12 protein-coding genes and 2 pseudogenes are annotated in these 18,057 nt (G+C 62.2%); 12 read left to right on the forward strand and 2 right to left on the reverse strand.

Annotation, left to right across the window (positions count from 1 at the left end; all coding sequences use genetic code 11):
* Positions 1-460 precede the first annotated feature (460 nt).
* From J1G35_RS18550 to J1G35_RS18600, 11 genes are all read left to right on the forward strand, one after another.
* On the forward strand, positions 461-814 hold the full coding sequence (locus J1G35_RS18550; RefSeq protein ID WP_223015681.1) for a hypothetical protein: 354 nt from the start codon (positions 461-463) through the stop codon (positions 812-814).
* Positions 815-950: 136 nt separating this feature from the next.
* The gene (locus J1G35_RS18555; protein WP_223015682.1) at positions 951-3,521 is read left to right on the forward strand and encodes a S8 family serine peptidase; all 2,571 of its coding nucleotides are present in this window, start codon (positions 951-953) and stop codon (positions 3,519-3,521) included.
* 187 nt (positions 3,522-3,708) lie between these two features.
* A complete protein-coding gene (locus J1G35_RS18560; protein ID WP_003174327.1) occupies positions 3,709-4,668 on the forward strand; it encodes a MoxR family ATPase in 960 nt (319 codons plus the stop codon).
* A gap of 5 nt (positions 4,669-4,673) precedes the next feature.
* Positions 4,674-5,606, forward strand: coding sequence for a DUF58 domain-containing protein (locus tag J1G35_RS18565; RefSeq protein WP_053133929.1), 933 nt, complete (start codon positions 4,674-4,676; stop codon positions 5,604-5,606).
* Complete coding sequence (locus tag J1G35_RS18570; RefSeq protein WP_053133933.1) at positions 5,603-6,097, forward strand: DUF4381 domain-containing protein; 495 nt, start codon at positions 5,603-5,605, stop codon at positions 6,095-6,097. The genes J1G35_RS18565 and J1G35_RS18570 overlap by 4 nt, the downstream gene beginning before the upstream one ends.
* Positions 6,090-7,178 carry a VWA domain-containing protein gene (locus J1G35_RS18575; RefSeq protein ID WP_223015683.1) on the forward strand — a complete coding sequence of 363 codons (1,089 nt, stop codon included), beginning with the start codon at positions 6,090-6,092 and terminating at the stop codon, positions 7,176-7,178. The genes J1G35_RS18570 and J1G35_RS18575 overlap by 8 nt, the downstream gene beginning before the upstream one ends.
* Positions 7,175-8,914, forward strand: coding sequence for a tetratricopeptide repeat protein (locus tag J1G35_RS18580; RefSeq protein ID WP_223015684.1), 1,740 nt, complete (start codon positions 7,175-7,177; stop codon positions 8,912-8,914). Before J1G35_RS18575 ends, J1G35_RS18580 begins: the two co-directional genes overlap by 4 nt.
* Positions 8,911-10,551: a BatD family protein gene (locus tag J1G35_RS18585; protein WP_223015685.1), complete on the forward strand. Its 1,641-nt coding sequence runs from the start codon at positions 8,911-8,913 to the stop codon at positions 10,549-10,551. Before J1G35_RS18580 ends, J1G35_RS18585 begins: the two co-directional genes overlap by 4 nt.
* 209 nt (positions 10,552-10,760) lie before the next feature.
* Positions 10,761-12,002: an exonuclease SbcCD subunit D C-terminal domain-containing protein gene (locus J1G35_RS18590; RefSeq protein ID WP_053133945.1), complete on the forward strand. Its 1,242-nt coding sequence runs from the start codon at positions 10,761-10,763 to the stop codon at positions 12,000-12,002.
* A complete protein-coding gene (locus J1G35_RS18595; RefSeq protein WP_223015686.1) occupies positions 11,999-15,637 on the forward strand; it encodes an SbcC/MukB-like Walker B domain-containing protein in 3,639 nt (1,212 codons plus the stop codon). Before J1G35_RS18590 ends, J1G35_RS18595 begins: the two co-directional genes overlap by 4 nt.
* Positions 15,634-16,227, forward strand: a complete 594-nt coding sequence (locus J1G35_RS18600) for a glutathione S-transferase (RefSeq protein ID WP_223015687.1) — start codon at positions 15,634-15,636, stop codon at positions 16,225-16,227. The genes J1G35_RS18595 and J1G35_RS18600 overlap by 4 nt, the downstream gene beginning before the upstream one ends.
* Positions 16,228-16,346: 119 nt before the next feature.
* Here the strand turns inward: J1G35_RS18600 and J1G35_RS18605 are convergent, their stop codons facing one another.
* Positions 16,347-16,613: a hypothetical protein gene (locus tag J1G35_RS18605; RefSeq protein ID WP_223015688.1), complete on the reverse strand. Its 267-nt coding sequence runs from the start codon at positions 16,611-16,613 to the stop codon at positions 16,347-16,349.
* Between the two features lie 231 nt (positions 16,614-16,844).
* Here J1G35_RS18605 and J1G35_RS18610 point away from each other — a divergent pair.
* Positions 16,845-17,027: pseudogene (locus J1G35_RS18610) on the forward strand (alpha-E domain-containing protein); the annotation flags it as partial.
* A 122-nt stretch (positions 17,028-17,149) separates the two neighbouring features.
* Here J1G35_RS18610 and J1G35_RS18615 read toward each other — a convergent pair.
* Positions 17,150-18,057: pseudogene (locus J1G35_RS18615) on the reverse strand (hypothetical protein); the annotation flags it as partial.

Genomic DNA, 18,057 nt, shown 5'->3' on the forward strand with positions numbered 1-18,057 from the left:
TTATCCCCTTGCGGGGAGACCGTCAGCTCTGTTCGCAGGTAACGAGTTAAGCACCATAAACGAATCAGGGTGACAGGTGGGTGAAGCTGGACAAGACAATGAGGTCACATACAACTTCCATAAGATGCGGGCCTTGCCGGGTGACGGTACGACGGGCAGGTCAGACGCCTGGCAGGCTGTGGAACGAGAGCCGCATCCGTTGCGCAGCTTAACGAGTGTAGGAAGCCGCCTGCTTGCGAGGCTGCGACATATTCGGTCATCGGTAAGCAGGCCTGGGGTTGCAACTTGGGCAACCCAGGATCATCCGGGGAAAAACCAGCCTTTTCCTACACTGGATGTGTCGGAAATGACTGATTCAGCTCACAAGGTCACGCATGAGCGTCTGACACAGGATGCAGCACAAAATTCGCCGCAATGGCACAATCACCCACGCAACGCCCTACTCCAGACAGGATTCCCCATGCTGCAACTGAATACCGACGCCCTGATGGCCACCACGTGCGACGAAGAAGAAGACAACATGGCCATGCTCTGCTGCCACGGCAAGAACGGCGAGATGTTCATGCTCAGCCGCTACCCCGACGAAGATGAAGTAGAACTGACCTGGGACTACGAGCCCTCGACCCTGGATGGGCTGAAAGTCACCCTGGGTGACACCACCCTGCTGGTCGAACTGGCCGCCGGCGATACCGATGCCCTGGGTGGCAAGGATTGCCTGCAGATCAGCCACAGCACGGCGCCGGCAGATATGTCAGAAGTGGAAGAAACCCTGCAGAACATTCTCAAGGGCACCGGCACCTACATTCGCGCCTGAATCGCGCCCGGTACCCGTCGATGCAGTCACGGCCAACGCCCTTGACCGTTGGTCGCCACTGTTATTTCTAACAGTACCCGCCTGGGTGTTTTGCGCCTTAGCTCATCGAAGCAACGATGACTGCACGGGTGCCACCATGAAATCCACCAGCAAACTCCTGGCTATCGGCCTGTTGGCCGCGGCCTCATCAGCACTGGCGGCGCAGGCGCCCTCCCCTGACTATTCACACTTGGTCCTGCTGATCAAAGACGACGGATCCAGGTCGCGAACCCTTCAAGACCGTAGCGATCCGTCCAGCACCTTCCAGTACCACGTGCCCAACATCACCCCCCTGGTGACGCCCGCCAAAGCGCGGACGCTGGAAGATGTAGACGCCCTGCGCCGCCACCGACTGGACCGCTACTACCTCATCGATACCCGCCACCTGACCCAGCAACAGGCGGAAACACTGGCCCTGCAACTCAAACAAGACCCTGCCATCGAAGCCGTCGACTTTGAACCTCGGGTAGAAGGCATGTACGAGGACAAGGCCGAGCCCATCGCTGAACCTGCACGCAACAGCATTCCGGACTACACCCCACGCCAGCACTATCTGCTGGGCCGGCAAGCCGTGTCGCCCTACAAGATCGGCGGCGTGAATGCCGTGCAGGCCTGGAAGGTTCCCGGTGGCAAAGGCGAGAACATGCGGGTGGTCTCTGCGGAAATCGATCATTGGTCCTACGATCACGTGGACTTGCCCAAACCTTTCCTGGCAGTCGATGAAGGGGCCATCACCGGCTACCACGACACGGCCAGCGTCGGCACCATCGGCTCCAGGGACAACGGCTTCGGCACCACCGGCATCGTGCCCCTGGTCCAGTTGGGCTATTCGCAATTTGGCACCAGCCGATTGATGCAAACTGCCGAACAGCTGAGCCCCGGTGACGTCGTGCAACTGGGCGTGCACCTGAGTTACGCGGCCCTTCCTGGGATAGGCTGCAGCAAGGACTGCTTCATGCCCCTTGAATACAACCGGACGGTGCGGGACATCATCACCTACATGACGGTCGAAAAAGGTGTGCATGTCGTCCTGGCTGCGGCAAACGGCAATATCAATTTGGATCACCCTTACTTCAAGGATTATTTTGATCGCAATACCTTCGACTCCGGCAGCATTTATGCGGGCGCCGTCTCCCCCACCACCGGCTTGAGAGCCAGCTTTTCCCAATACGGCAGCCGCGTCGATCTGTTCAGTTGGGGCGGCGCCGTCACCACGACGACCTGGAGCGCCGCCAACCCGACCACCGGCTATACCCACACCTACAGCGGCACCTCCTCCGCGAACCCGATCATTGCGGCGGTCGTCGCGTCCCTACAGGGTGTCGCGCGGTCCCATGGCCTGGGCAACATTCCACCAAAAACGCTGCGTAGCATCCTCGTGGCCACGGGCTACCCGCAGGTTAACGGCAATCGGACCGAAATCGGCGTACAGCCTGACCTGGACGCGGCGATCAGGAAACTGCTCGAAGAGGGCGCTGGCCAACCGCCCACAGGCCGGCTGGCTATCCCCGAAGAAGCCAAATCGGGGCAGACGTTCAACAGTCATGTCTACGCTGAATCGCCGACTCAAAAACCGCTGGCGTACCGCTGGAATGCCAGTGGATTCACCCCGCCCTACGGGGATGGGTCAACCTTGGCTTTGACCGCTCCGATCGTCCCCGTCGACACGCTCACCTCGATATCGGTGACGGTGTCCGACGGCACGCACACCCTCGATCTGAGCGAGAACATCACCATCAAAGCGCCTGACGCGCCTCCGGTCGGCGACTGCGCCGCAGCCTGGATCGCGAGCAAGGTGTATGCCTCAGCCGGCGAAAAAGTCTCCTACGGCGGTTACAACTACCAAGTGACGCACTGGACGCAAAACAATCGCCCCGATTTGCATTTTGTCGAATCCGGCGCCGCCAAACCCTGGCTACGCCTGGGCACCTGCGGTAGTGGACTGCCAGTCGCCAGGATAACCGGGCCATCCACGGTTGAAGCCGGCAAAGCCGTGCTGCTGTCGGGAGTGTCATCCACAGGTCAAGGCTTGCGTTTTGCCTGGGCAGCCAGTGGATTCAACCCGGCCACATCGACACAGGCGTCCAGCAGCTTCGTTGCACCCAATACTGCCGGCGCGCGCAGCATCCTATTGACCGTCACGGATGAACACAGCCGCACGGCGACTGCCAGCCACACCCTGACGGTGCTCGCCGGCACACCGGCCAACCGCCCACCCGTGGGCAGCCTGCAGGGCAGCGATACGGTGGATTCAGGCAAAGTCGTGGCCTTCACCGCCAACACCAGCGATCCGGACGGCGATCCAATGACCTACGCCTGGACGCGTCCGGGCGGCTTCACCGGCACCGTCGGCAATACTCGCAGCGTGACCCTCACCGCCCCTGCCGTCACCGGCGATACCCACGCCACCGTCAGCGTCGCGGTCAGTGACGGGCGCGGCGGCGTGCTGCGGCTGGACAAACCAATCACCGTCAAGGCGCCACCACCGTCCGGCAATTGCGGCGCTATTGCCGCGTGGTCGGCTACCAAGGTGTATTCGACCTACGCAGAGTCGGTGGCGTACAACGGCATGATCTACAAGCAGAACTTCTACAGCATCAACAAGCCACCGGATGCCAACTCTGCCGCCTACGGCAAGGAATGGCAGCTCGGCGTGCCCTGCCCTTGAAGCAAAGGCGGTGAGCGCACACGCCTGCTCACCGCCATTTGCGCCTCTCACACAATTTTCCTACAAGTTTTGCTAAAAATACCCCGCGCGCCGTTAGTCGCTAGCCCCTGCCATGCATTAAAGTAGGCGCCCCAGGCTGTCGTTTGTTACATGACGCACAGGCTCATCTCTCCAGGAACCGTCATCGATGGAACATCGTGAAGCGCTGCTCGCGCTGCGAACCTTTCTTTCTACGCAGATTCTCGGCCAGGAAAAACTCATCGATCGCCTGCTGATCGCCCTGCTCGCCGACGGCCATATGCTGGTCGAAGGCGCACCGGGCCTGGCCAAGACCAAGGCCATCAAAGAGCTGGCCGAAGGCATCGAAGCGCAGTTCCATCGTATCCAGTTCACCCCCGACCTGTTGCCCGCCGACATCACCGGCACCGAAATCTATCGTCCGGAAACCGGCAGCTTCGTGTTCCAGCAAGGGCCGATCTTCCACAACCTGGTGCTGGCGGACGAGATCAACCGCGCCCCGGCCAAGGTGCAATCGGCGCTGTTGGAGGCCATGGCCGAGCGCCAGGTCAGCGTCGGGCGCAGTACCTACGACCTGTCCCCGCTGTTTCTGGTGATGGCCACGCAAAACCCCATCGAGCAGGAAGGCACCTATCCGCTGCCCGAGGCCCAGCTCGACCGTTTCCTGATGCACGTCAAGATCGGCTTCCCCGACGCCGCCGTCGAACGGCGCATCCTGCAACAGGCGCGTGGCGAAGCGCTCAACGGCGAAACCAAGCCCGAGCGCCGCGTCAGCCAGCAGGCGATTTTTGCCGCGCGCAAGGAAATCCTCGGCCTCTACATGGCCGATGCCGTGGAGGAATACCTGGTGCAACTGGTCATGGCCACGCGCACCCCGGCCAAGTTCGACCCGGAAATGGCCGAATGGATCGCCTACGGCGCCAGCCCGCGCGGCTCCATCGCCCTGGACCGCTGCGCACGAGCGCATGCCTGGCTGGCCGGCCGCGACTTTGTCAGCCCGGAAGACATCCAGGCCGTGCTGTTTGACGTGCTGCGCCATCGCATCATCCTGTCGTTCGAAGCCGAAGCGGCCGGGATTGACCAGGACCGTGTGGTGCAACGCATTCTCGACGTCGTTGCCGTCGCTTGAAGTCGATGAACGCCAGCGTAGGGGTGCACGTCACGCTCAGCGAGCTGATCGAGATGCGCCACCGCGTGCGCGAAGTGCAGCTGTTCTCCACGCCGAGCCAGCGCAGCCCGCTGATCGGCCTGCACCATTCCAAGCTGCGCGGGCGCGGTGTCGACTTCGATCAGGTGCGGGTGTACCAGGCCGGCGACGATGTGCGCACCATCGACTGGCGCGTCACGGCACGTACCCAGGAACCGCACACCAAGCTGTTCCACGAAGAGCGCGAGCGGCCGATTTTCATCATGGTCGAGCAAAGCTGCCGGCTGTTTTTCGGCTCGGGGCAGATGTTCAAGTCCGTGCTCGCCGCTCAGGCCGCCAGCCTGATCGGTTGGGCGGCGCTGGGGCATAACGACCGCGTCGGCGGGCTGGTGTTCGGCGACAACGAGCACTACGAAATCAAGCCGCGCCGCAGCAAGCAAAGCCTGCTGCAATTGCTCAACCGCCTGGTGCGCGTCAACCAGAGCCTGGACACCGAACGCCGCCCGGAGGCCGACGCCCTGGGCATGGCCCTGCGCCGTGGCCGCGAAGTGCTGCGCCCCGGCAGCCTGGTGATTGTGATCTGCGACGAACGCGCCCTCACCGAAGGCGCCGAGCAACAATTGAGCCTGCTGTCACGCCATTGCGACTTGCTGCTGTTGCCAATCTCCGACCCGCTGGACCACGCCCTGCCCGCCGCCGGGCTGTTGCGTTTCGCGCAACGAGGCGCACAGTTGGAACTGGACACCCTGAACTTCGACTTGCGCCAAGCCTACAAGGCCCAGGCCGAAGCGCGCATCGCCCGCTGGGAGCTGCTCGCACAGAAGCTGCGGATACTGCTGATGCCCTTGAGCACCCAGAGTGAAATGGTCGAGCAACTGCGCGAATACCTCAACCCGCAACGCCCGGCCAAAAAACAATGAGCAGCCTCGACCAACTGCAACCGCTGATCGCCCCGCCGACCATCGGCTTCTGGCCACCCGCGCCGGGTTGGTGGCTGTTGTTGCTGGTGATTCCGCTGATCGGTTGGGGTTTATGGTCACTGCGGCGCTTCCTGCCGACCCGCCGCCCGCTGGCCCGCGCCGAACAACCGCTGGACCCGCTGCGCATCGCCGCCCTGGCCGAATTGGCGCTGATGCCCAAGCCCTACGACGGCGCGCCCGCCGGTGCCTGGCTGCAGCAACTCAACGGCTTGCTCAAGCGCCTGTGCCGTAACGACTATCCCTACAGCCAGAGCCACACCCTCAACGGTCGCAAATGGCTGGCATTCCTCGACAACCGTTGCCCGGCTGCCGGCCTCACACGCTGGATGGTACTGGTGGAAGGCGCCTACAAACCCGAATGCAAACTCGACGACAAGGCCATTGCCGGCCTGACCCAAGCGGTCGACACTTGGATTCGCAAACATGTTTGAGTTCGCCTGGCCGTGGATCTTCGTCCTGTTGCCCTTGCCCTGGTTGATGCGCTTGGTCCTGCCGGCGGCCGACAGCGGCGAGCCCGCCCTTAAAGTCAGCTACCTCAGCGACCTCGAAGGCCTGGCCCGCCGCCGTGCGCGGGTGAACCTGCCGGGCTGGCGCCAACAGGCACCCTTCGTGCTGCTGTGGCTGCTGCTGTTGACCGCCGCCGCGCGCCCGGAATGGCTCGGCGAACCACTGCCGATTGCCGCCAGTGGCCGTGATTTGCTGGTGGCGGTGGACGTGTCCGGCTCGATGGATTTTCCCGACATGCATTGGAAGGACGAAGACGTAAGCCGCCTGAACCTGGTCAAGCACCTGCTCGGCGACTTTCTCGAAGGCCGCGAAGGCGATCGCGTGGGCCTGATCCTGTTCGGCAGCCAGGCCTACCTCCAGGCGCCGCTGACCTTTGACCGCCGCACCGTGCGCACCTGGCTGGATGAAGCGCGCATCGGCATCGCCGGCAAGAACACCGCCATTGGCGATGCCATTGGCCTGGCATTGAAACGCCTGCGCCAGCGCCCTGCGCAAAGCCGCGTGCTGATCCTGGTCACCGATGGCGCCAACAACGCCGGGCAGATCAACCCGCTGACCGCCGCGCGCCTGGCTGCTGAAGAAGGGGTGAAGATCTACCCCATCGGCATCGGCGCCGACCCTGAGCAAACCGGCTCCCTGGGTATCCTTGGCGTCAACCCGAGCCTGGACCTCGACGAGCCGGCGCTCAAGGCCATCGCTGAAGCTACCGGAGGCCAGTACTTCCGTGCCCGTGATGGCGAAGAGCTGGAAGCGATCAAGCAAACACTGGACAAACTTGAGCCCGTCGAACAGCAACCGACCCAGGCGCGCCCGGCGCAGGCGCTGTACAGCGGGCCGCTGGCCCTGGCGCTGATCCTGAGCATGTTGCTGGTGATCCAGGAGCGCTGGCCGAACAACGCACTGCAACGCGGGTTCAACAAACTGTCGAGCAAGGGGATCTTCCTGCAACAGCATCCGGAATGGCGCCAGCGCCTTAAACGCCTGCGTTTGCGGAGGCGTCGATGATCGACCTCTGGCCGCATTGGTTCCGTCCCTGGTGGCTGTTGCTGCTGCCCCTGCTTGGCTGGTTGCTGTGGCAGCTGTGGCATCGACAAAAACGCGCCGGGCGCTGGCAGATGATCCTGCCGCCGGCCTTCCACGCCGTGCTGCTCAGTGGTGGCAATGGGCGCGAAAGCAAATCGCCGTGGGTGTTGCTGGGCCTCGCCTGGCTGTTGGCCGTGCTGGCGTTGCTGGGTCCCAGTTGGCAGCGGGTTGAACAAACCAGCCAGAAGCCCTCCGACCCGTTGGTGGTGCTGCTGGAACTGACCCCGGAAATGCTCGCCACCGACAGCCCGCCCAACCGTCTGGAACAGGCACGGCGCAAGCTCTATGACTTGTTGCAGGCGCGCACCGATGCGCAAACCGCCATCGTCGTGTATGCCGGCAGCGCCCACACCCTGGTGCCGCTGTCGGATGACCTGGCCACCAGCCGCAACCTGCTCGAAGCCCTGCGCCCCTCGATCATGCCCGAGCCCGGCCACCGCGCCGACCTGGCCGTGGAGAAGGCCCTCGACCTGCTCAAGCACGGTGGCCTGGGTCAAGGACGCCTGCTGCTGGTCGGCTCATCGTTGTCCAAACAGGAACGCCAGGGCATTCGCCTGTTGCTGCAAAGCAACCAGACCCCAAGCCTGTCAATCCTGGGGATCGGCAGCCGTGAAGGCACGCCGGTGACCCAGGAAAGCGGCGAATTCCTCAAGGACGAACAAGGCGCGATCCTCGTGCCACGCCTCGACAGCCCGACACTCAAGGCCTTCGCCAGCGAAATGGGCGGCCGTTACCGTGCCGCACGCCTGGACGATAAAGACCTGCGCCAGCTCGGCGTGCTGGACCCGCCCCAAGCCCTGCGCAACGACGGCCAGTTGCTGCACCTCGACACCTGGGCCGACCAGGGTTACTGGTTGCTGCTGCCGCTGTTGCTGCTGGCCGCCTGCGCCGGGCGGCGCGGCTGGTTGTTCTGTTTACCGCTGCTGCTGTTGGGCGCGCCGCAACCCAGCTACGCCTTTGAATTCCAGGATTTGTGGCTGCGACCCGACCAGCAAGGCCAATACCTGCTCAAGCAGAAACGCCCCGCCGAGGCCGCCGAGCATTTCCAGGACCCGCAGTGGCAAGGCGTCGCCCTGTACGAGGCCGGCAACTACGCCGAGGCCATCAAGCGGTTTGCCGAGGGTAATGACGCCTATTCCCACTACAATCGCGGCAACGCCCTGGCCAAGTCCGGTGAGCTGGAAGCGGCCATCGACGCCTACGAACAAGCGCTGGAAGCCCAGCCCGACCTGCAACCGGCGCTGAAAAACAAGGCCTTGGTAGAAACCCTGATCCAGGAACAGGCAGAACCCGAGCCTGAAAAGCCGGAAAAAAACGAGGATGACGAAACCACCCAACCCGGCCAAACTGCGCAACCGGGCGCCAGTGGGCAAAATGCCACGGGTGGCGAACAATCGTCCCAGGGCCAGGGCGAGGCCGGCACCGGCGATACCCAGGCCGGCACCCCGCCGCACGCCGGCGGCAACGAGGTGCCGGGCAGCGAGTTGGGCGATGAGCAAACCACCACCCCGCCACTGCTTCCTGCCGACGCCAACCTCGACGGTGAACACCGCCAGGCCCTGGAACAATGGCTGCGGGAGATCCCGGACAACCCCGGCGAACTGCTGCGACGCAAATTCTGGTACGAACAGCAACAGCATCAGGACAAGACTCGATGAGCCGCCGCACCACCCTTCTGCTTCTGCTCGCGTTGTCGGCAGGCCACGCCCAGGCGGCCAGCCTGGTCGCCAGCGTCGACCGCAACCGCCTCAATTCCGGGGAAACGGTGGAACTGACGGTGGAATCCAGCGATGTCACCCAGTTCGGCAAGCCCGACCTGTCGCCCCTGGATGCGCAGTTCGAAGTCAGCGGCACGCGCCAACTCAACCAACTCACCACCCTGGGCGGCGATAACCATGCGACCACGCGCTGGATCATCACCCTGCTGCCCAAGGAAAACGGCACGGTGGTGATTCCGCCGCTGCAAGTGGGTGAGTACACGACCCAGCCGATCAGCCTGCAAGTGCTGGAAACCACCAGCCAGGACACCAACGCCGAGCTGGCCCCGGTGTTTGTCGAAGCCAACCTCGACCAGACCAGCGTCTATGTGCAGGCCCAGGCATTGTTGACCGTGCGCGTGTACCACTCGGTGTCGCTGTATGACGACAGCAGTCTCACGCCGTTGCAGATCCCCGATGCCCGTGTCGAACAGTTGGGCGAGTCGCGCACCTACGAAAAGGTCATAAACAGCATCCGCCATGGCGTGATCGAAACCCGCTACGCGATCTACCCGCAGCACAGCGGTACCCTGGAGATTCCGACGCAGACGTTCAGCGCCACGCTGGTGGAATCGCGTCCGCCCCAGGAAAATACGCTGCAAGGCACCAAGCCCGGCAAACTCATCCACGTGAGTTCGCCGGCGCTGCCACTGGTGGTCAAGCCCAAGCCAGCGCTGTACCCCGTCGATACGCCCTGGTTGCCGGCCCGTAGCCTCACCCTCACCGAGAGCTGGAACCCGGAGCCTGAACAGGTACAAGTCGGCGACTCCCTGACCCGCAGCCTGACCGTCAAGGCCGAGGGCCTGTCCAGCGCCCAACTGCCAGCCCTGCCCAGCACCGACATCAACGGCCTGCGCCGCTACCCGGACCAGCCGGTGCTCGGCAACCAGACCAGTGACCGTGGCCTGATCGGCAGCCGCGAAGACCGCGAAGCCCTGGTGCCCAACCGTGTCGGCGCCCTGGAACTGCCCGCCGTTGACGTGGTGTGGTGGAACACCCACGAAGACCATCTGGAACGCACCAGCCTGCCGGCCCGTACCCTGCAGGTCGCCAATAACCCCAGCCTGGCGGTGGACACACCTGCCACGCCGACCATCATCACCGCACCGGACGACAGCCGCCTGTGGCTGTGGCAACTCAGCACACTTATCCTCGCCTGCACCACCCTGCTGGGCTTCGGCCTGTGGTGGCGTGCACGCTGGCAACCGGCGGTATTGCGTGCCGCACACACCGGCCCGAGCCCACGGACCTTGCTCGACGACCTCAAGCGCGCCACCCAGGCCAACGACCCCCAGGCCACCCGCCAGGCACTGGATGCCTGGGCGCGGCAACAGCCGGAAACCCTGGCGGACATGGCGGCGCGGTTCGTGCCGTTGTCGGACGCCTTGGATGGGCTCAACGGCGCTCTCTACAGCGAGAGCGGTCAATACTGGCTGGGCGAAGAGCTGTGGCGTGCGGTCAAAGCCATCCCGATGGCCGAGCGCGAGCAGGACCCGGCGACGGACAGCACCAGCTTGCCGCCGCTCTACCCCAAATAACCCCCCGCTACATTCCTGACACTCCACAAAATCAAATCAACGCTGAACTACGGCTGTTGTGGGAGATTTTTCAGGGTCTGAAAAGTTGTGTAGATACCTATGGCCATCGGAGGCAAGCCTCCTCCCACATTGGATCGGCGTCGTCTGGAGCAGCGGGTTCGCAATACAGGTAAACTCCCCTCCTTTTCATCTTCTCCACGGAGTTCGCCTTGCGTCTGTTCCATACCTCCGACTGGCACCTTGGCCAAAACCTGCACGGCCAGGAACGCGACTTCGAACACGCCTGCTTCCTCGAGTGGCTGCTGCGCCAGATCGCTGCCCAGCAACCCGATGCGCTGTTGATCGCTGGCGATATCTTCGACACCGTGAACCCGCCGCTCAAGGCCCAGGAGCGTCTGTACGATTTCATCATCAGCGCCCACGAACAAAATCCGAAACTGACCATTGTGATGATCGCCGGCAACCACGACTCCGGCTCGCGGATCGAACTGCCCGCGCCGTTGATGCGTCGTTTGCGCACCCATGCGCTGGGCCGCGTGCTGTGGCTGGACGACGGCCAGTTGGACGCCGAGCGCCTGCTGATCCCCCTGCCGGATGCCAAGGGCAAGGTCGCCGGCTGGTGCCTGGCGCTGCCATTCTTGCGCCCGGCGGAAGTCACCGGGGCGCACCTGGGTGACGACTACCTGCACGGTATCGGCCAGGTCCATGAGTGGCTGATCGCGGCGGCTAACGCCAAACGCAAAAAAGGCCAGGCACTGATCGCCATCAGCCATGCGCATATGGCCGGCGGTTCGGTATCGGAAGATTCCGAGCGCAGCCTGATCATCGGCAATGCCGAGGCGCTTCCAGCCAAACTGTTCGACAAAAGTGTCGGCTATGTTGCCCTTGGCCATTTGCACAAGCCGCAAAAGGTCAATGGCGAAGAGCGCATTCGCTACAGCGGCTCGCCGATTCCGTTGTCGTTTTCCGAAATCGGCTACAAGCACCAGATTCTCGACGTGACGTTCCAGGGCGAACGACTGGTCAGCGTCGAGCCGCTGCTGATTCCGCGTTCGGTCAACCTGCAACGCCTGGAAGCCGCGCCCCTGGCAGACATCCTCAAACAGCTGGCCGACTTGCCCGACATCGACCTGCTCGCCGAAACCCAGCGCCACCCCTGGCTGGAAGTGCGCGTGCGCCTCGACGAGCCGCAACCGGACCTGCGCCAGCAGATCGAAACCGCCCTGCAAGGTAAGGCCGTGCGCCTGGTGCGGATCGCTGCCGAATACGCCGGTAAACGCGGCAGCGAAAACACCGACGATGAGCACCTGATCGAACTCGACCAGCTCACGCCCCAGGAGTTGTTCAGCCGTGCCTGGCAGGACAGCTACGGCAGTGAAGTGGATGAACAGACCTTGAAGGATTTCGCCGTGCTGCTCCAGGAAGTGCAACAGGAGGGTGAACAGCCATGAAGATCCTCGCCATCCGCCTGAAAAACCTCGCCTCCCTGGCGGGCCCGTTCGAAATCGACTTTACCGCCGAACCCTTGGCCAGTGCCGGGTTGTTCGCCATCACCGGGCCGACCGGGGCCGGCAAAAGTACCCTGCTGGATGCCCTGTGCCTGGCGCTGTTTGGCGCCGTGCCACGCCTGGGTGACACCGGCCAGGCCAAGATGCCGGATGCCGACAGCGATATTTCCATCGGTGACCCACGCACCCTGATCCGTCGCGGCACCGGTGGCGGGTATGCCGAGGTGGACTTTGTCGGCGTCAGCGGCCGTCGCTATCGCGCACGCTGGGAAGCCAACCGCGCCCGCGACAAGGCCAGCGGCAAGCTGCAGAACAGCCGTCAGAGCCTGATCGACCTGGACAGCGACCAACTGCTGGCCAGCCAGAAAACTGAATACAAGACCCAGCTGGAACTGGCCCTGGGCCTGAACTTCGAGCAGTTCACCCGCGCGGTGTTGCTGGCGCAAAGCGAGTTCAGCGCCTTCCTCAAGGCCAACGATAACGAGCGCAGCGAACTGCTCGAAAAGCTCACCGACACCGCGCTCTATACCCAGCTTGGCCGTCGCGCATTCGACAAAGCCAAGGAGGCCAAGGACGCGCACAAACACCTGCAGGACCAGGCCACCGGCGTGGTGCCCCTGGCCCCCGAAGCTCGCGCCGAACTGGACCAGCAATTCGATGCGGCCCAGCAGCAGCTCAAGACCCAGCAGGCCCAGCTCAAGCAGTTGGAGTTGCAGCACACCTGGCTCAAGGAACTGCATGAATGGCAAGACCGCCAGCGCAGTGCCACCGAACAATTGCAGCGTGCGCAAGCCGAGTGGGACAACCAGGCCCGGCAGCGCCAGGACCTGAACCGTCTCGACCAACTGGCACCGCAACGCCATCAGTTTGCACGCAAGGCTGAATTGCTCACCTTGCTGACGCCCCTGGCCGCGCAGATTCAGCGGCACACCGAGCAACAGGTCGAACTGCATACCCGCCAGGCGCAACTGCAACAACAGCAGACCGCCGCCCAGACCGCGCTGGTTGACGCACAGCAGCAACAAACCGCCGCCGCCCCCCTGCTACGCCAAGCCTTCGATGCGCAAAATACCCTCGCCCACCTGACCGAGAGCTTGGGCAAATTCGCGTCTGAAAAACAGCTGGCTGAAACCGCCTGCACTGAAGGTCAGGCCAACTTGAATGGCTTGCTCGACAAGCAAAAACAAGTCGACGAGCGCCTGCAACTCCTCGCCGCCGAACTGGAACGCAGCAGCGCACTCGCGCCGTTGAGCGATGCCTGGAACGCCTACCGAGATCGCCTGCAACAGTTGATGCTGATCGGTAATCGCCTGAAAAAAGGCCAGGCCGAACTGCCACAGCTTGAACAGCGTGCGACCAGCGCCGCAGAAAAATTTGCCCAGCAACGCGAAGCCCTCGACCTGCTGTATCAAGAAGCCGGCGCCGAACCCCATGCCGTGGCCGAACAGGTGCAACTGCTGGCCAGCCTGTTGCAGGACAATCGCAAGCAGCAGCGCGCCTTCGAAGACCTGTCACGCCTGTGGGACAGTCAGCAGCAGCTGGAGCAGCAAGCGGTTGCCATCACGCAAAAGCTCGCCGATGCCGCGCAGCAACGCGACCAACTGAACCAGACCGGCCTGCAAACCAAGGCCGAGCTGGCGGTGGCCGAACAGACCCTGACGGTGACCAAGCAACTCTTGGAGCGCCAGCGCCTGGCGCGCAGTGCCAGCGTCGAGGAATTGCGCGAGCAGCTGCAGGACGGCCAGCCCTGCCCGGTGTGTGGCAGCCACGAGCACCCGTATCACCAGCCCGAAGCCCTGCTGCACAGTCTCGGTCGCCACGACGACAACGAAGAGGCCACGGCGCAGCAAGCCGTCGAGAGCCTCAAGGAAAAACTCACCGAGCTACGTGGCGAAGTCGGCGGCCTGATCGCCCAGCAAAAAGAATTCCTGCACCAACAGGAGCTCCTGGCCACGCAACAACAAGCACTCAAGCCCAGCCTCGACGCGCACCCACTGGCGGCCTCGCTGTTCAATCAGGACGAGGCCAAACGCAGCCATTGGTTGGCCCAGCAACTCAGCCAACTGAGCCAAAGCATCACTCAGGACGAACAGCGCCAGGGCGCCCTGCTCAACCTGCAGCAAAACGCCGGGCGCTTGCAGCAACAACTGCAAACCGCTCAGGACAGCAGCCAGCAGGCCCGCCAATTGATGCTGGATCAACAGCGCGAACTGTCCAACGACCGCGAGCGTCTTGACGAAGAGCTGCACGCCTTCGCCAGCCTCCTGCCGGCAGAAACCCTCGAAGGCTTGCGCAGCGAACCCGCCGCGACCTTTATGCTGCTCGACCAGCAGGTCAGCCAACGCCTTGAACAACTGGGCCACCAACGCGATGAGCGGGACGAGCAACAGCAGCGCCAACAGGCCATCGAGAAAGAACACACCCATCAACAGCATCGCCAGCAGCAACTCGATGCCCTGAACCAGCAATTTGCCGAACTGGCAGCGCAGCAGCAGGCCGCCCAGGAAAAACTCAGTGCCTTGCTGGGCGAACACCCCAGCGCCGAACACTGGCAGCAGCAACTGGAACAGGCCGTGGTGCAGGCACGCCAGAGCGAGGCCGATGCCAACCAGCAGTTGCAGGACATCCGCAACCAACTGATCCAACTGGCCGCCGACCTCAAGGCCCAGCAGGAGCGCGAGCAAGCCTTCGAAGCCGAACAGCACAGCCTCGACGCCCGCACCACCGAATGGCGCGCCCTGCACCCAGAGCTGGATGACGAGGGCCTGGCGCGTCTGCTGGCGTTCGATGACGCGCACATCACCGCGCTGCGCGAGCATCTGCACAGCAGCGAAAAAGCCGTCGAGCAAGCCAAGGTGTTGCTGCAAGAGCGCGAACAACGCCTCGCCGAACACCAGGCCCTGCACAACGGCAACCTGGACGCCGAACAACTCGATGGCGCCCTGGCCGCACTCAATCAGCACTTGGCCGAGGGCGAAAAACACTGCGCCGAACTGCGCGCGCGCCAGTCCGAAGACCAGCGTCGCCAGGACGCCAACAGTGCCCTGGCCGAGCAAATCGCCAAGGCCTATGAGGAGTGGCAACGCTGGGCGCGCCTGAACGCGCTGATCGGCTCGGCCACCGGCGACACCTTCCGCAAGATCGCCCAGGCCTACAACCTCGACCTGCTGGTGCACCACGCCAACGTGCAACTGCGCCAACTGGTGCGCCGCTACCGCCTCAAGCGCGGCGGCAGCATGTTGGGCCTGCTGGTGATGGACACGGAAATGGGCGACGAACTGCGCTCGGTGCATTCGCTGTCGGGTGGCGAGACGTTCCTGGTCTCGCTGGCCTTGGCCTTGGGCTTGGCATCAATGGCGTCCAGCACCTTGAAAATCGAATCGCTGTTTATCGATGAAGGCTTCGGCAGCCTCGACCCCGAGTCCCTGCAATTGGCCATGGACGCCCTCGACGGCTTGCAAGCCCAAGGCCGCAAGGTGGCGGTGATCTCCCACGTACAGGAAATGCACGAGCGCATCCCGGTGCAGATCCAGGTCAAACGCCAGGGCAATGGCTTGAGCACCCTGGAGGTCAAGTGAGCGAGGCGCTGCTGTATTCGTTTCGACGCTGCCCCTACGCCATGCGCGCCCGCTTGGCATTGCGCTATGCGGGGCTGGCGGTGCGTATCGTCGAGGTGAGCCTCAAGGCCAAGCCGCCCGAAATGCTGGCGCTGTCGCCCAAAGGCACGGTGCCGGTGCTGGTGGTGGATGGCGGGGTGATCGATGAGAGCCTGGGGATCATGCAGTGGGCCCTGGCGCAGCACGACCCGGATGACTGGTTGTTGCAGGGGAACCCGGCGGTGCTTGAACTGATCGCCGAAAACGACTCAACGTTCAAACATCATTTGAATCGATACAAGTACGCCGAACGCTACCCGGAGCAACCGATGGAACGTTATCGGGCAGACGGCGAAGTGTTCTTGCAGAAGCTGGAAGGGCTGCTGGCACAGAATGGATACTTGCTGGCCGACCACTTGAGCCTGGCCGACATGGCACTGGTACCGTTTGTGCGGCAGTTTGCCCATGTGGATCGGGAGTGGTTTGCCACGACGCCGTATCGGCGACTGCATGTGTGGTTACAGCAGTTTCTGGAGTCGCCGCTGTTTGTCGCGGTGATGGCCAAACCCTGAGCCCTACGTAACTCCAATGTGAAGGGGGGCTTGCCCCCGATGAGCATGGGTACCCACAACTCTTCAGCGAATCTCCCTGTGGCGAGCGGGATCAATACAACTATCCCTTCTACTTACCTCTACAGCCGCACAATCAATATCAACCCATTCAGGTCGGTTATATACGCCAGAGCACGAAACGGATGTAAAACCATCCGTTCAGGGCGTTGAATACCCCCTATATCAGCTGTGATTTCAACCACCTGCGTGTCGACGATTGCCAGGCCAAGCGTGTCTTGCTCTTTTTTAATCCAGTAAGCCCTATCAGATAGCCCGCTAAACGTTATATCAATAGGCTTGGCGGTTCTCAGTTGTTTAAGAATTGCGTAGGTGTCGGAGTTTATCACCCAGACCACTCCGGCGACTTCATCATTGACTTACACGTGCCCTGCTGTGCTGCGGGCACGCCCTTACTCACGTTCCAGTCAGTAGCCGAGGACCAGGCGTTTTATGACGTAAACAACACGGGCTATCCGTGCGACGTCGTCATTCAGGAGAGCAGCCATGCCAGCCAAATCACCATCAGTTTCAAGCTCGCCGGGTAAAAAGACTGGCGAAAAACCTAAGTCACTCGCCTCGACTTATCTGGCAGTTATGGACGCGCGTTGCAACGGTTAGCTGCGGCGCTTGAGGCGCGGCTGCGGTATACGGGGATTGATGAGATTTTGGAGGATGGGTTGCATAGTCGGTTGACGGAGTTTATTGAGACGGTGAGGGAGTTGGCGGGGGCGATCCACAGTTCGTACCTGAAAGTGGTCTGAGGGTCATTCCCACGCTCCGCGTGGGAATGCATCCTGTGACGCTCCGCGATACGACCTACAAGAGCGGATGAAGAACGTTCAGGGGGAGTTCCAATGCGTACTTATTTCCTTATTGCTGTGCTTTATATTCTTACCAAGCACAATGCGCCCCAGCTATTATTGTCATCAAGAATATCGCCGCATACGATCCCGGGAACTCCAATACTGAGGTAATAAGTAGAATAATAGGGGATAGCGCAACCTATCCCATTAGGGTCACAACACCAATATCTCCCGTCTAGTAGCCATGGTTGTAAGTAGGTGCGCAGCATATCATTTTCGGCATGTATGGTTAACGGAACTCCACTCATAGAGCTCATCCAAGCAAGCGCTTGTCCAAAATTTAGCGGTCCATTCGAAATAATCAGGCGAAATACGTTGCTCACAACAACGCTGTATGTCGCCGTCAGCCCACTTTGATCTTCAGCAGTAATAATGGCAAGACCGTTGCCGTCGCCGGTCACTTTTCCCGTCGTCGAATTCACAGAGGCTATACCCGGATTATTGGAGGTATATGTATAAGGTGGGGTACCTCCAGCAGCAACTCGAACAGCTGTATTTCCAACTGAATCCAACCCCGTTCTCGGCCAATTGGCTCTTACAGAATATCCATCTAGGATCATGGTCGACTGATCAATGGACGGACGTTTATCGACAGTGTATTCCACCACTGGAAAGCTAATGGCCTGCTTAAGATCCTTGCTAAGGCTCACCGCGGCCTTGAACTCCATCTGCAGCTTGGTGCCATGCCCCAGTCCCGCCAGGTACGTGCGGGGAATCGTGACCTCGATTCCTCCGGTATTGACCCAGTTCGCATTGACCGCCGACGAACCGGCCCCGTTGAACACCGTGCGGTCATGCACGACGTTGCTGGCCGTTCTTCCCCGCAGCCACAACCACACCGGGTAAGGCGTGGTGATAAACGGCCAGACCCCGACGCGGGCTTTGGCATCGCCGACAAACGCGCTCAGGTCCAGTACTTTGGTGGTGG

The organism is Pseudomonas sp. SH10-3B (genome assembly GCF_019891415.1).
Classification (GTDB): Bacteria; Pseudomonadota; Gammaproteobacteria; order Pseudomonadales; family Pseudomonadaceae; genus Aquipseudomonas.

What these genes read in the sequence shown, in the direction of transcription:
- J1G35_RS18595 (WP_223015686.1), top strand. Translation starts at nt 11,999, where the DNA reads ATGAAGATCCTCGCCATCCGCCTGAAAAACCTCGCCTCCCTGGCGGGC.
- J1G35_RS18580 (WP_223015684.1), top strand. Translation starts at nt 7,175, where the DNA reads ATGATCGACCTCTGGCCGCATTGGTTCCGTCCCTGGTGGCTGTTGCTG.
- J1G35_RS18570 (WP_053133933.1), top strand. Translation starts at nt 5,603, where the DNA reads ATGAGCAGCCTCGACCAACTGCAACCGCTGATCGCCCCGCCGACCATC.
- J1G35_RS18575 (WP_223015683.1), top strand. Translation starts at nt 6,090, where the DNA reads ATGTTTGAGTTCGCCTGGCCGTGGATCTTCGTCCTGTTGCCCTTGCCC.
- J1G35_RS18555 (WP_223015682.1), top strand. Translation starts at nt 951, where the DNA reads ATGAAATCCACCAGCAAACTCCTGGCTATCGGCCTGTTGGCCGCGGCC.
- J1G35_RS18565 (WP_053133929.1), top strand. Translation starts at nt 4,674, where the DNA reads ATGAACGCCAGCGTAGGGGTGCACGTCACGCTCAGCGAGCTGATCGAG.
- J1G35_RS18560 (WP_003174327.1), top strand. Translation starts at nt 3,709, where the DNA reads ATGGAACATCGTGAAGCGCTGCTCGCGCTGCGAACCTTTCTTTCTACG.
- J1G35_RS18585 (WP_223015685.1), top strand. Translation starts at nt 8,911, where the DNA reads ATGAGCCGCCGCACCACCCTTCTGCTTCTGCTCGCGTTGTCGGCAGGC.
- J1G35_RS18550 (WP_223015681.1), top strand. Translation starts at nt 461, where the DNA reads ATGCTGCAACTGAATACCGACGCCCTGATGGCCACCACGTGCGACGAA.